The organism is Mycoplasma sp. 11548 (assembly GCF_055523555.1).
The window spans coordinates 1,004,377-1,020,143 of record NZ_JBVFVF010000001.1; the positions used below are offsets into that span (position 1 = coordinate 1,004,377).

At 29.9% G+C, this 15,767-nt stretch carries 11 protein-coding genes; all 11 read right to left on the bottom strand.

Translation table 4 applies throughout. From position 1 onward, the window contains the following. Positions 1-10 precede the first annotated feature (10 nt). Complete coding sequence (locus tag AC0B4K_RS04185) at positions 11-1,648, bottom strand: alpha-amylase family glycosyl hydrolase (RefSeq protein ID WP_465103915.1); 1,638 nt, start codon at positions 1,646-1,648, stop codon at positions 11-13. Positions 1,649-1,650: 2 nt separating this feature from the next. Continuing rightward, positions 1,651-3,696 carry an alpha-amylase family glycosyl hydrolase gene (locus tag AC0B4K_RS04190; RefSeq protein WP_465103916.1) on the bottom strand — a complete coding sequence of 682 codons (2,046 nt, stop codon included), beginning with the start codon at positions 3,694-3,696 and terminating at the stop codon, positions 1,651-1,653. Between the two features lie 142 nt (positions 3,697-3,838). After that, positions 3,839-4,546: a winged helix-turn-helix domain-containing protein gene (locus tag AC0B4K_RS04195; RefSeq protein WP_465101810.1), complete on the bottom strand. Its 708-nt coding sequence runs from the start codon at positions 4,544-4,546 to the stop codon at positions 3,839-3,841. Between the two features lie 11 nt (positions 4,547-4,557). Next, the gene (locus AC0B4K_RS04200) at positions 4,558-6,333 is read right to left on the bottom strand and encodes an alpha-amylase family glycosyl hydrolase (protein WP_465103917.1); all 1,776 of its coding nucleotides are present in this window, start codon (positions 6,331-6,333) and stop codon (positions 4,558-4,560) included. Positions 6,334-6,425: 92 nt separating this feature from the next. Then, positions 6,426-7,082, bottom strand: a complete 657-nt coding sequence (locus AC0B4K_RS04205; RefSeq protein WP_465103918.1) for a hypothetical protein — start codon at positions 7,080-7,082, stop codon at positions 6,426-6,428. Next, complete coding sequence (locus AC0B4K_RS04210; RefSeq protein WP_465103919.1) at positions 7,082-8,308, bottom strand: ABC transporter ATP-binding protein; 1,227 nt, start codon at positions 8,306-8,308, stop codon at positions 7,082-7,084. Before AC0B4K_RS04210 ends, AC0B4K_RS04205 begins: the two co-directional genes overlap by 1 nt. A gap of 3 nt (positions 8,309-8,311) precedes the next feature. Further along, the gene (locus AC0B4K_RS04215; protein WP_465101814.1) at positions 8,312-9,274 is read right to left on the bottom strand and encodes a sugar ABC transporter permease; all 963 of its coding nucleotides are present in this window, start codon (positions 9,272-9,274) and stop codon (positions 8,312-8,314) included. Between the two features lie 2 nt (positions 9,275-9,276). Continuing rightward, positions 9,277-12,339, bottom strand: coding sequence for an ABC transporter permease subunit (locus AC0B4K_RS04220; RefSeq protein WP_465103920.1), 3,063 nt, complete (start codon positions 12,337-12,339; stop codon positions 9,277-9,279). Between the two features lie 2 nt (positions 12,340-12,341). Further along, the gene (locus AC0B4K_RS04225; RefSeq protein WP_465101816.1) at positions 12,342-12,854 is read right to left on the bottom strand and encodes a hypothetical protein; all 513 of its coding nucleotides are present in this window, start codon (positions 12,852-12,854) and stop codon (positions 12,342-12,344) included. Continuing rightward, positions 12,854-15,259 (bottom strand): hypothetical protein, encoded by a 2,406-nt coding sequence (locus tag AC0B4K_RS04230; RefSeq protein WP_465103921.1) that lies wholly within the window; start codon positions 15,257-15,259, stop codon positions 12,854-12,856. Before AC0B4K_RS04230 ends, AC0B4K_RS04225 begins: the two co-directional genes overlap by 1 nt. Positions 15,260-15,294: 35 nt before the next feature. Further along, entirely contained in the window at positions 15,295-15,744 is a 450-nt protein-coding gene (locus AC0B4K_RS04235) for a hypothetical protein (protein ID WP_465103922.1), read from the bottom strand. Positions 15,745-15,767: the final 23 nt, after the last annotated feature.

Sequence of the window (15,767 nt, forward strand, 5' to 3'; positions counted from 1 at the left end):
ATTCCTCCTTTTATAATTCAATAAGTATTGATTCAAATGGTCTTAAAACAGTTTGTGGCATTTTTTGATCGCTATAGCTAGACATGATCAAAGTTCCTGGTTTTGCTTCTAAATTAAGCTGATATTTAGTTGGATTCAAATAAACAGCTAATTTTTGGTTTTGGTAGCTACGTTCTATTACCAAGACACCGTTTTGGTCAACATAAATTTTTGATAATCCATAGATTAAAATATCATGATATTTATCTTTACGTAATGCAATTAAATCTTTGTAAAAGTAAAAAATACTATCTGGATCTTTTAAAGCAGCATAGACATTAATTTCATCTTTATTACGCCCATTTTTAATTCAAGACTTATGCCCTCGATTAAATCCAGCATTTATAGATTTATTTCATTGCATTAAACCGCGCCCTGCATCACGTGAATTAATATTTAAATATTTAATAAATTCTTGTTCACTATAAATTGGATTTTGGTCAACTAAGTCCCTAAATCCATTTTTAATATCAACATCTCTAAATTCACTACGGTCATTAAAAGCAACGTTAACCATTCCAATTTCTTCACCGTAGTAAATGCATGGAATTCCTTTTAAAGTTAAGAGCATTAAAGCATGAGTTTTAGCCGCTTCTTTACGGTAAAAAGTTTCATCTCCTCAACGCGAAATGCTACGAGATGTATCATGATTTGATAAAAAGTTAGTAAACATATCTGATGTAATATGAGGATTTTCTTGGAATGGAGCTTGTTGGTAAGCAAATTCTTTATAGTCTCAATTTGCATCTAGACCATTGCGCCCTGTTTCTTTTCCTCACCCAATTCATCACCACGCAAAATTAAAGTAATTATCAGATACTTTGTTTTCACCTGATCCATATTGTAATAATTCTTGTGCACTAATACCACTTGCTTCTCCTAATGTGTATGCATCAGGTTTGTTAGCAAAAGCTAATTTACTAAATTCTTTAAGATATTCAACGGCTCCTTTATTTCAAGCAAAATATGGGTTTTTATCAACTTCATCGAACGTTTTAGCAACATGTTTAATAGCATCAAGTCTAAAACCACGTACTCCTAAATCATATCAAAAATCAATAACATCCACCATAGCTTTAATAGTATCAGGATGAGCTCAGTTTAAATCCACTTGTTCTTTTGAAAATAAGTGGAAATAGTATTTATTTAATGATGGCACATATTCTCAAGCTGAGCCACCAAAAATACTTTTAGCTTTTTGTTCTTCTTGGGTTAATTCATCCCTTCAAATAAAGTAATTATGTTCTTTATTTGAAGGTGATTCTAAGGCTTTTAAGAACCATGAATGCTCGTTAGACACATGGTTTAAAACAATATCCATAATAATGTCTATGCCATATTCTTTAGCCTTAGCTGCCATTTTTTTAAAATCATCTAAAGTACCAAATTGTTTTCATACTGATTTATAGTCTAAAACATCATATCCAGCATCAACAAACTGAGTTTCATATGTTGGGCAAAGCCAAATCCCATTGATACCTAGATTTTTTAAGTATCCTAATTTTTTTGTAATTCCTTTTAAATCTCCATCGCCATCATTATTTGCATCATAAAATGAACGAGGGAAAATTTGATAAAAGATTTTATCTTCTAATTTAATTGTTTTCACTTTTATTTATTCCTTTCTATTACTTGTGTTGAATGAGCTTTTAAAACTCCTGGTGTGTGGTCTATTTTTGAATCAAAGATTAAATTACCTTGATACAAATTTAGATCAAAATCTCGATCACCAAAATTATGCAAGGCTAAAAGTTCTTTAGTTCCTTCTTGGTTTGCAATGCTATAAATTAAAATTCCAGATTCTAGATCACTATATTCAAATTTTAATCTTTCAAACACTTTTTGATTTGTATCAAGCCTCAAATAATCATTAGCTAATCTAAAATGATTGATTTTGGCTTGAAAATCAAAAATATATTCTTTAACCTCAGGATTTTCTAAATGTTTTCATTTTAGCCCATTAGTATAATCAGTAGTTTTATATGAATTAGGCATAAAAGCATTATTGTCAGGTTTTTCTTTAAAATCATCATGTAAGCTAGCTTGGCATTTAAAGCCTTCTTCACCACTTAAATCACATGGTTTACTTTGCAATAATTCAGTTCCTGCTAAAGTTAAATGTCTCCCTTGGGTTAAATATGACATTAACAAACCTTGGCGGTAGGCTTCAAGACGCTGTTTAAAACTCTTTTTAGGACTTAAAATATTAATTTTATCCCATAAAGTCATACCATCATGGCATGCACTATAACTTAGGTTAATTGCAATATCATCATTATATAAGTCATATTTAGTTTTTGAATATGGAATATTGCCAAAATCATAATCTTTCAAACCTCCAACAACACTAGTTACATATTGTTTATACTGAGTTTTCGAATATTTATGAATTAAGCCAGTTCCATACTTTTCATGCTCAGTTCCTTTAATTGCATCTCGTAAAGTATCATTAAAATATCCAAATTTAATTGTATTATTACTTGATCCTTTAATGTATGAACTACTAAATTCAAGGTCACTAAAAGGCCATGCTTCTCCATGTAAGATTATCCTTGGATTTAGTTTTCTAAGTTCTCTTGCAATTAAATCCAAAGTTTCTTGGTGGTGAAAACATGAAAGATCAAAGCGAAAACCATCCACATTAAATACTTCAACATAATATTTTAATGAATCAATCATTAATTTTTGCACCATAAATCTTTCGTCAGCTAATGGTGGATAATTTACCGGACGTTTAGTTGCTTTATCACGATAATAATAACCAGGTAAAATATTATCAAAAATACTGTTTGTCATCATGTGATTATAAACCACATCAACAATCACACCAATATTTTGCTCATGTGCTTTATCAACTAAATTTCTAAATTCCTTAATTCTGGTATATGGATCTATTGGGTTAGACGCATAAAGGCCATTAATTGTAAAATAGTTATGTGGATCATAACCTCAGTTATAATTAGTAGTTCACCCTTTTCCTGTTCCTTTTAAATAAATGGTTTTATCTAAATCATTTACAGTATATGCGGCATGGATTGGCAAAAGTTGCAAGTGGGTAAAACCTAAATTTTTTAAATATCCAAATAAATCATGTTTTAGTAAATTATTAAATTTACCTACTTTTTGGTATTTTGGTCTATTAGGTTTTAAACTTGTAAAATCACGCACATGCAGTTCATAAATATTTGCATCTACTGAATTATTTAAGTTAGTAACTAGATCTCTTGGTTTATCTCCTACTCGTGGTGAATTAAAATCAACAAAAGCACCTAATCCAACTTTATCCTCCATCCCTTGTCAATTAAATGGAGCCATAGATTTAGCATAAGGATCTAATGCCCTAGTTACTTTATTCCCTTGATGAATAATTTCAAAATTATAATAACTAGTTTGATATTTTTGTTTGTTAATTGTTATATCTCAAACAAAAATATCATTGCTTGTTTGTGCATAAACTTTTTGCATTGACAACTTTAAATATGGATTTTCTAAATCATTTTTTTTGTAAAGCAAAAGAAAGACTTCCTTTGCTAAAGGTTGCCATAATTTTATTTGAATCTTATTCTCTAAAATTATGGCTCCTAGATCATTTTCCTTATAAGCAAATTTTTGATCAAATTCTTTAAAAAATTGCGAATCTTTTTTGACTAATTTCATATGCAATAATTATAATCATTATTATTAAATTTTTTAAAAACTACTAATACAACTTGACCAGTCAATCTATAGTATATAAAACTAGAGAATAAACCATAAAAAGGAGTAAAAAAGCACCCTATTAAGGGTGCTTTTGTCTCTTTTATAATAAAGATATTTCTTGGTGATAAAATTTAAGGTGTTCTGGGTCAATATAATATTTACCAGCAATACAAATTGCTTCATCATCATAACCAAACATTGTTAAAACCATCATATTTTGGTGCCCTAAACGATTAACATCTTTTTCATATTCAAGGTGGTAAACTACGTTTTCAACTTTCTTTTTATTATTAATAGTGTCAATTAATGGTACAGTCAAATCAATTGGTTCATTTTTACCAAGTCATTTTGCAGATAATCAAACTTCAGCTTCACCAATCACTTTATTTTTCTTATAAATTTTCTTTTGGAAAAATCTGGCTCCGTCTGTAAAGATAATATTTTTATCTGCAAATCATTCAGGTTCTACAAAGTCAAACACTTCGTGCCCCATTTGACGGTCAGCTTTAATTAAATAACTAACTGGTTTAATTAAGTTATGGAAGTTTTCAGAAACAAAGTGTCCTCTTTTTTTAATTGAGTAAACTGCACCGATAGTACGTAGTTTTTGGTAAGCTGTGACAATAACACTACGAGAACATTTAAAACGTTCCATTAAAGCGTGTTCTGAAGGCATAATTTTATTAACTGGTACTTTCTTGGTTTTAATTAAGTCAATTAAATATAAAATAATCTCACTTGTTTTAGTAACATCTGGATCATCTAATTGAAAAGTATCTTTATATGTAAATTTATATTTTGGTCTCATAATTTTTCTAATTATTTTTGAGTTAATTCAAAAATAATCAATCCTCCTCTTTCTATTTCAATATTTCAACTATTATTTTTAGCTTTATATAAATATAAAGGTTTAAAATGATAGTTACGAGAAATCTTGCCTACTGCTAAGAATTTATTTTGGTAATTGCAAAATCCAAACAATAACAGCTTTTTAGCATTTTGGTCTTGAGCACGGACCATAAATGATGAATAATCCACGCTATCAATTACTTGATATGGATCGATAATTGTTCTTGGTTCTCTGTGGCTCAGAAATGGATAATCATTTCTAAGCTTCAGCATAAATTTAATAAAGTTAAATAAGGAATTTGGATCTTCAATTGCCTCTTCAACACAAGGCCTAGACAAAGCAGAAGTTAATAAAACATAATCTTTACGTGATTCTTTAACTTTATTATCAAAAATATAACAATTTTCAGCATGCGTTAACCATTTCATTGGTTCACGCAAAGTTGGATCTCCATAAATCCTTGTTCCATAATAACCAAGTTCATTACCATAATAAATAATTGGTGTAGCTGGTAAGGCTAAAAGCTGCATTAGTGCAATTCTTTGTGCTTCATATTCATCAAGACTTAAAGGTTTATGATGCTCTGTTTTTTTTAACTTAGTAATATTCTGACGGTAATAATCTAGTCATCTAAAAACATCATGATTATCTAAAAAAGGTACTCATTTAGTTTTAGGCGAAGCAAGTGCATACTTGCTTGCCACATTTACTAATTCTTGGTAACTAATTCTAACATCAGGATTATGTCTAAAAAACTTAAAGCCATCATAAACTGTATCTAAAGCTTGTTTCCCTTGGTACATGGTATACTCTAACCCTTTTAAAGGATCGCTAAAGACTCATTCACCCATCATAAAAACTTTCTCGCGACCTGGTTCTAAATTAGTTATTGAGTTGCTTGCTTCGCGCAGCAAACTAAAAATCTTGGCTTCATTAAAGTTATCTTTAGTTTCTTGTTCACTAGAATAAAATTCAGCAATTGCATCATAGCGAAAGCCATCAACTCCAACAGCCGTTCAAAATTTTTGAATTTCAATCAGTTGTTTAATCACTAATTCATTATCTAAATTCAAATCAGGCATACCATAAGTAAAACGGCCTAAATAATCACGATTAGTTGCCTGAATCTTTTGATCCAGGCGATGATATTTAGCTCTAATGTGTTTGGCATCTGTCTTTACATCTGAATCTTTATAACTTGGTTCAAAGCGATAAAATTGTTCATATAAAGGATCTTTATATAAGGCTTTTTGAAACCAAGGATGTTCATAGGATGTATGGTTAAACACTAAATCTAAGTAAACTTTAATTCCGTTTTCATGGGCACATGATAAAAACTCAATAAAAGCATCCATGCCACCAAGTTGGGGAGCAACGTTGCAATAATCAATTACAGAATACCCATGGTATGAAGAAGCAGGGTGAATTGGACTTAACCATAATTGATCAATTCCTAAATTTACTAAATAAGGAATTTTATTTTTAAGTCCAATAAAATCACCTAGAGCATCATTATTACCATCTGCAAAATTATAAACTAATAATTGGTAAATAACATTTGTATTACGTAACTTTTTGAATAACTGAGCTTTAGGGGCTTTTTTTCATAAATCAGTGTAATCTAAATGATATTTAGGCATTTGGAAACTTGGATCATCTCAAGTTGCAGCCTTAGTTCTAATTTGCTTTTTTAAATAACCTTTAAATATTCTTTCTAGCTTTCATTTCTCGTATAACTTGCTCATAGTAATATTATACTATTTTTATCTACTTATACAAGTTGATATATTAAATATATTTTAATGAAAAACTCCTTGTTTTTACAAGGAGTTTTAGGTTAATTATTATCTAGAATAGTTTGTATTTTGATTTTTAATTCATCAGTTGGAATTAATTGTTTTGCTAAGATTTGGTCTTTGGTTAAAAAACCAAATGATTTACGTGCAATTACAATCAAGAAAATGTTAATAAAACTAAAACCAAGTGCTAGCCAAGTTAGTAAGTAACTTAATTGACCTCCACTTTTTTTAAAAGGAGTGTTTCTGATTTCCCCAGCATCATCTTCAGCTTGAATGATGTTTTCTTGATATACTTCCGTTGGTTGCAATGAAAGAATAAAAAAGAGTAATACAAAGACAATTGGGACAAGGTAATTAACAATTTTTAAATAAAGATCACCATTATATGTATTTTTAAACAAGGTATAAATTACTAGCGAAACAAGTACTATTGCACTAAAAGTAAGCACTAGAAAAATACTATTTAGTGATAAAAATAATGTTTTAAGTTGCAATGCTGGAGCATTATTTTCAACTTGATCTATTTTTCATGTTTTGCTTAATTCACCAGCTTGAATCCATTGATACTCATATTCGATTCAAGCAAAGAATTTTTTAATCATTACCAGTTGAAAAATAAACATCAAGCTTAATAAAACTAGTAAACTAATTAAAAGAACTTTACGCTTTAAATAATTTGTTTCAAATTTTTGCATTAGTTAATTCTGTTTTCGGTTTCTTTATCAAAGATATGAATTCTTGAAGTAATGAATTCAATTGTGATATATGAGAATAATTCAAATTCTTCACTATTAGAAGCATTAACGATAAATTCTAAATCATCGCTCACCTTAACTAAAACTAATTGATCTTTACCAATTAATTCCACATTTGAAATTTTACCTGAAATAAAGTTATTTCCAGTTTTTTCACCATGGTGAATTCTTAAATCTTCACTTCTAAAACCAACCACTAATTCTTGATTAGCTTTTAATTTATCTTTAGTTTCTTGGTCTACTTCAATAGCAACTTTTTTGGCTTTATCTCAAATGAGTCCATCTTGATAAGTTGCATCAAAAGTATTCATAGTTGGCGAACCAATAAATTTAGCTACGAAAATATTTGCAGGTTTAAAGTAAAGTTCTTTGCTTTTTCCATTTTGTTGAATTTTACCATCGTTAAAGACAACAATTTGGTCCCCCATGGTCATTGCTTCAAGTTGGTCATGAGTAACATAAATACTTGTAGTATTAAGCATACGGTGAATATTAACAATTTCACGCCTCATGTTTTCACGTAATTTTGCATCTAAGTTTGATAAAGGTTCATCCATTAAGAATACAAGCGGTTTACGTGCAATAGCACGGCCAATTGCAACACGTTGCCTTTGTCCCCCTGAAAGATCACGTGGTTTTCGATATAAGTAATTATCAATTTTAAGAATTTTCGCAACGTCTTTCACACGTTTATCAATAATATCTTTTCGTTCTTTAGCAATTCTTAATCCAAATGAAATATTATTATAAACATTCATATGTGGATAAAGTGCATATGACTGAAATACCATTGCAATATTTCTTTCATTTGGTAATAAGTTATTATATCTCTTGTTATTAAATAACAAGTCTCCTTTAGTTATGGAATTAAGTCCTGCTATCATTCTTAACAAGGTTGTTTTCCCACAACCTGAAGGGCCAAGAAAAATACAGAATGTTCCAGGTTTAATTTCAAGGTTAATATTTTCTAGTGTATAGTTTTCATTTCCTTCATATTTTTTAGAGATGTTTACTAAGTTTATGTGTGCGCCGCTATTTGAATTATAAAATTCCCCAACTTCAGAAATCATTTGATCAATATCAATTGTTTCAAATCCTGAAGTTTCTAAATCTAATTCATTATTTGTTAGCATTTCTTGTTCAGTGTGTTTATCATATTTCATCATATATTATCCTTTAACAGCTCCATCACTAAGTCCCCCCACAATATACCTTTGCAAGTACATAAATAAGGCAAATGCTGGTAGCGAAGCTAAAATTGAACCAGCAGAATAAGCACCATAGTTAATATGTTTTTGTTCAGCATTAATGAAGGTATCAAGCCCTATGGCTAAGGTTTTTTTGTCATTCTCAATTAAGACGAACCTTGGCAAGATAACATCGGTAAAAGGAGTTAAAAATGATCATAAGGCAACCATAATCAGTGCCGGTTTAATAACGGGAAGTAAAATTTTGAAAAATAATCCCCAGTTATTACATCCATCAATTTTTCCTGAGTCATCTAATTCTGATGAAACAGTATCTAAATAACTTTTAAGCATAAAGGTATTTCCAGCAATGGCACCACCTGAATAAATCAAGATTAACATCATAATAGCTGAAAATCCAAGTAAGGTTTCTCCTAATTTTACTAAGATATATAGCGAAATTAGTGACGAAGTTGCGGGAATCATTTGTAGCATCATAACGATTGTTAATGAATGCCTTGATCCTGTAAACTTAAAACGCGAATAGGCATATCCATTTAGTGCAACAGCCACTGTTGATACTAAAGAAGTAAGCCCGGCTATAACTAATGTATTTCCATATCAAGTTAAGAATAAGCTACGCTCATTAGTAAATAAGTAAGCAAAGTTGTCTCAACCAAATGAAAAAGGTGAAAGCCCAACGACACGAATGTTAGCAACGTTAAAGGCTGCGGTTATTAGTGAGACAATTGGGAATAAAATGATTATTGCTCAAAATAGCAAAATTATGTAATTAAAGAACAGTCAGATAATCTCAAGTGCTGTAGGTGGCTTTGAGTCTGATTCATTAAATTTTAATCGCTTTGGAGATAGTTTTTGTTCTGAAATTGTAAGCGAATCAAACTTATGTTTATAAAATATTTGTCTTTTAAATCTACTTAACATTCTTAATCTCTCCTTGACATTGATTTAATAAATCCTCTTGCACTAATTGCAATACTGAATGAACCAGCTAATGTAGTTAAGGCTGCAGCAAAGGCTTGGTTACCTTCGAATTGTCCTGAACTTGTGGTTAATTTATAAACTCATGAAATAATAATATCTGTTGATGCTTCTCCAAATGAAGTTGAATTAGCATAAGCAGGTCCACCACCCGTGAAAATAGAAATGGTAGTAAAGTTGTTAAAGGCTCCAACAAATTGTCCTATTAACATTGGGGCAATTGAAATCAGCAATGAAGGCAACGTCAAGTATCAAAATAGTTGGCGACCTTTGGCTCCATCAATTGATCCCGCTTCATAAATATCTCTTGGTATTGATTGTAAATTACCAGTAACAAGCATAAAAATTCAAGCATAACCAATCCATGTTTGTACTAAGATAACTAAAACACGAGCTGTTCCAATTTCAGTAAGTCAGTTTTTCGAACTAGTTAAAAGACCCATTGACACGAGAATTACGTTCATTACCCCATCATCACCACCTCTGAAGAGGCTCCGGATAAATGTTAAGGTAACAAAGGCCGGAATTGCTCAAGGTAAAATATAAATTAGTCTAAAAATCTTTTTGAATCGGATTCTTTGGTTATTAGTTAATACAGCGATTAAAATACCAAGCGAAATCGGAATAAGAGTTGAAGAAACCGTTCAAATTGCCGTTCATAAAATAACTCTACTTAATGATAAGAATAATCTTTGTTCTCTGAAAACTCATCATTTTCCTCATTGTTTAAGACCAACCCAATCCACAGTACGAGCTGGGGCTTCGTGTTTAAATCCATAGTTCGTAAAGGATACTAAAATCGAAGTAATAACTGGAGTTGCCACGATAAAGACCATTAAGATTCATCCAAGTAAGGAAATCATTCAAGGGAATCCGCTGGTATTTAATCATCGCTTAGTTTGGGCTCATTTACTTGGACGAGAACCATATTCGAGTAATTTGGCTACCCGATAAGCTCCTAAGGCTGAAACGGTGTGGTAAATCAGTGCAAAGACTAAAACTATCACAGAGATCACACCACCAAATAAATAGACCCTGGCATCTGGGAATAATCCCTTAGTAAAACTGTGTCCAGCTGCTCCTAGGTCGCTAAATCCAGGTATCCCACCCATTGCTTTTCAATATGCTCCAAAAGCAAATGGGATAATTAAAGCAATAGTTATAAATGAAACAGCTGCCATAATACTTCCTTTAAGGCGTTGCTTAAAGAAAACTAGTTCAGCAAAACCTGGGAAAACAAAGTTCATAAATAAACTAATTCAACGTAAGTTTTTCATAGTTTCAACTGGAATCGATTTTTGAGCTTCAGTTACCTTACTTTCATAAAGTTTCTTATTAATTTTATTTTCGGCTCATTCACGTCAAAATAAAGTTTTTAAAACTTGTTTATTTGATTGAACTTTTGACTTTAATTTTTCTTCGTTAATTGATTCTTTTTTAAAAATATTAAGTTCAATATTTTTGTTTTTAAACGCTGCTTTAGTTATTTCTTTATTTTTGATACGGTTTTTAGCTTCTAATTTTTGGAGTTTAAATTGTTCAATAATTTTTGCCTTAGCAGTTTTAAAATCATTTTGCTCCTGATCATAAACACCTTGTTCTTTGAGCTGTGCTAAATTAGTTTTAGCTTCAATCTTTTCACCTAAGAATTTAAGGCGAGTTAAACGATAATCGATAAATGATTCTTTTAAAGCTTTTGCTTCTTCAAGGTTATAAAATCCTTCATAACTATAAGTTTTTAGAATTTGCCCAACTTTTTCTTTGTATTGTGATTTAACTAATAATTTAAATTCGCGGCATGATTTAAAGAAATTAAGTTTCGTTAAATATTCTTTTAATGCGATTTTAGCTAAAACATTGTTAGTTTGAAATGAGTTGAAGTAACCTTGTAATTCAGTTACTTTTTGGGTTAATTCTTGGTCTGAAAGATTGTTTAACGTAAAATCAAATTGTGCTAAGTCAATTTCATTTTTGTATAAAAATTTATATAAATCTTTATAAACTTGGATTTTTGAACGAATTTTGGAACTTACAAGTTGTTTTTTATATTCAAGATCAATTTCTTTAATTTTTGATTTAGCTTCTTGAATTATTTGATTAGTAAGTTCCTGGTTTTTATGTTCTACAGCTAAAATTTGCTCTTTTTGGGTCTCGATTTTTTCAAGAGTTTTTTGCTTATTAACTTTAACTTTTTCTCGTTGTTCTTTTAAATTAGCATTATATTCATATTCTAAAGTTAAAATCTTTTGTTTAGTTTCTAATTGAATATTACTTTTTTCTTTTAAATATAACTCTTTTTGTAATTGGTGCGTTTCATTATATTGACGTAATAATTCAGTCTTTTTAGCTACTAAACTAACTCTTTGAACTTCGAGTTTATTATAAATATCTAAAAAATATTCACCAACATTATGAGTTTTAGCTAATTTATCTATTCATACTATTTCAAGCGGTAATAAACGATCTTTAATTTTCTCAATATCAAAAGTTAAATCTTGGTTATTTTCAATATATAACAAAATAATATTGAAAATAGTATATTTTTTAAAGATTTCTTTTTCATCAAGATATGTTTTTTTCTTTAAATCTTCAATAATGGAGATTTTATAATTAAGTTCATCAGCAGACTTTGTTAAAGAATAAACAAAGTCTTGTGCATAATTTTGTATAGTTTTTTTGCTTTTAGCTAATTTTTTGATTTCAAAACGTAATAATGAAGGCATTGAATCAAAATGTTTTAACTTTTTAATTGAGTCTTTTAGGACACCAATTTTATTTTTGTATGCAACTCTATGGCTGGCAAGTTCACGTTTTAAATTATCACTTAATTTATTTCTTGCCCGCAAATATAAGTCACGGTCAACTCTTTCTTGCGCTTTAATTTTGTCATTATTACGCAAGAAAATATTTTTGACTTGTTTTTTATATGCTTTTAAATTACCAACGGAAGACGGTAGGATACTGTCGAATTCTTCGCCGTATCAATTATAAAGTTTTAATTCTTTCACAACTACTTGCTTCCTCCTCTATGTATTTTAAACCATTCATAATAATAAAATTTACGTTTAATGTGGTATTGCACCAAGAGATAAATTAAAGTGATAATTAAGCTGATATTTAAAATAGATATTAAGCTTCCTATAACAATTTGCAAGGTTGACAAAAGCTCAGTGCCATTAAAAAATGGAGAAAAAGCTAACGTCAAGAAGACAATCATTCATGAATATAAAAAAATATATCCATGTTTTAACTTATGTCTAAGCATTACTAAATATCCTAAGAAAAATAAGATTACAAAAGTGTTTGCTAAATATGACATTAAGCTGCGCATTGCAATTTGTTGTCCTAAATCACTTATTTGTTCATCAGTTAAATCTCTGGTTAAATGCTGATATTGTTCAGCACTAATCCCCATACCAAAAGGGATTAACAGTCAAACAAAGAGCACTGCTGTAAGTAGTGCTATTTGTACTAAAAGTGTATAGAAACTAATTTTATTTATGTTTGATTTATATTTAACCATTAGTTAGAAATAGTTACATATGTATCTGAGTTACTTGCATTCAATTTACCAGCTTGTTCGTCAAAAACTTTAGATAATGTTTTGGCCATTTCATTGGTAAATTTATCAAGAGTATCTATGTTTTTATTGGCAAATTCTCTGTATAATTCAGCATTACCAAATGTACGATCATTCATAAATCCTCAAACTGTTGTAAATTGTGGATTAGAGTTATCAGCACGAGTTAATTGGGTTTTTAGAACACCAAGTCCCCCTTCGCTAATTGCTTGTGTTGATGAGATAACGTTAAGTAATTTATTAAAGGTTAATTTAGATTCATATCCTGAAACTTTTTCATCAACTTGTTTATAAGTTGCATCTTTTCCTTCAATAAATTTTTTATTGTTGAAAATATCTCCAACTGATAGTCTAACACGAGCAGGGTTTAAGTATGTATTTAAGTATAAAGTAACAAATTCTTTTACCTTAGCATCATCTAGCGATGATTTTGCAAAGTTGTAAACAAAACTTTTTGCTTTATTTAGGTATTTTGTAACTAATTTGTCTAGTTCTGCTGTATTGTTGTTTGTTTTATCTTTCGTTAAAGCTTCTGTTAATGTTTTGATAATTTTTTCTTTTTCATCTTCATTATCACCATTTACATCAAAGATTTCTTTTTCAACTTTACGCATGTGGAATGAAGAATCTCCATGTTTCAAGGTTTCAGCTTGTGGAATATTAAATGATCCATCTTTAAGTAAATCTTTTCCAACTAATCATTCTTGGTTTCCTGGGTTATCTGAATTTTGAACTCCTACTAAAGTTTTAACATCACTAATTGATAATAATGATGCAACAAGGTTTCTAAGCGGTAAAATATCTCCTAAAGCAATTGCATTAAAGTCAGCGTCAGTAAGCACTTCAGGTTTTTCAATTGATGCTTTATGATCAGCTGCTTTAAGTAAGTTTGCTTCAGCAGAAGGGCTAGTTTGATCTTTGTCAGCACTTCAAGTATTTCCTCATACTTTTTGGTTTGCTAATACTGAGATTTTAGCAGTTTTTGAATTTCTTTCAGTTTTAAGCTCATCATATGAAGCAAATCCAAGATCTTTAGCAAATTGTTCAACTTCAGTAAATTGAGCTGAATTTTCAGCTTTAATGTCATCAATTAAGGTTTTTTGAATCCCATTAACAAATGGAACTTTTGAGTCATTTTTAAAGTATTCTTTGTAAGCTGCTACTGAATAAATTGCTTTAAATCATTCTTTAATAGCAGTTTTTCTTTCTTCACTAGCGCTATTGTTTCTTGAATTAATAGCAAATGATCAAGAACCTGGGCTTTGTAAGTATTCGGTGTTATCGTCTGTTTTAACTACGTTAAAGAATGATTGAGCACCAGCTGATTTTTCTGAATTTTGTGTATCTCATGAACCAATAACAGCATAGTCAATTTTTCCTTGGTTCATTAAACTAAAGATTGTAGCTTGAGCTTCACCAACTTCTTTAACTAAAGTTTGTCTTAAGTCTGATTGAGAAATACCTTTTTTACCTCAAACAGTTTGACCAAAATCTGATTCACTCTTTAAGAAAGCAGCTTCATAAATTGGGAAGAATAATGAAGAGTATACTTTTAATGCTTCTTTAAAGTAAGCATTGTATTGGTTTCCGTCAATAAATCCAGAAGTAATTTGACCACGAGTTTCATCGGTGTATAAGATTCTTGACATTAAGTTTAATTTTGGATCAAGTGAATTTTGAGTTTTAATTTTTTCTAAAGCTCCGGCTAAAACACCATTACCATATCAGAAGTCTTGGAATCTTAAAAGAAGTTTTCCTTCTTTAACTAGTTCAACTAAAGTATCTGTGTTTGCATTACTTAAGTCACGACGAGCATCTGCTTCTGGAAGTCTTGAAGCCATTAAAATTGCTTCCGTGTTATGTCTAATAGCCATTAATTTTGTAACATTAGTAATATTTTGCCCATTTTTTACACGGGTACGAATTGTTCCAAATGCTCTAAGAAGTTCTTTTTCAGCTGCAGTAGCACCAGTTGATGCTGATAATTCATCAATTAAACTAGGAATAAATTCATCAATATAACTAAGTGCATTTTGTTGAGTTAAGTCAGTAACTCTATCTCCAGGTAAATAGAAAATGTCAGCTACTTCAGGTGATGTAATTCCTTGAAGACTGAAGTCTAAAGCACCTCAAACATCTTTTTCAATTGTACGAATTTTGTATTTTTTAGCTGATTCTGTTTTGTTGTAAGCTTCAATAGCTTTTTCATAAAAGGCTCTTTGAACCCCGTCAACTGCAACAACAATTTCTTCTTGTTTGGCATTACCACCACCGGTACATGAAACAGCTGCAAATGTACCTACGGATAATAAGCTTGTTGCTGATAATATAAATTTACGTATTTTCATAATAATTCCTTAAATATCTATTTTCAATCTATGGCTTATTCAAAAGCCAATTCATTTTTTTGATAAGCAATAATTAGAAAAATGATTGCAAATGGAGTTAAAAAAGTTAATGAAGAAATAACTCCAAGCACAGCGAATATTTTATTAAATTCCGTTTTTTTCAAAATGTAAAGCACATGGATTGAAAGTATCAAATTAACTATATAAGTTAGTAAAAGAATTGAAATAAAGATACGACTTTCATATGCATTTAACCTTGTGGAAACATTTCCATATATTGTTCCTTCTGTACCTTCGTTTATAGCCTTTTTTATAATAAAAAACAATAAAATTGTGATTACAAAAGCAACAATGTTTGAAAAAATCATAAATAAGTACTCTAAAATCTTTGGTTTATACCGTCTTTCAAGCGGATATTTACCAAAAATAAAATATCTTAACTTAGTTTTGAGCGGAATTCGCTTAAATTTGTATTTTTTTTTCATTTTTCTATAAATATTATAGCAAA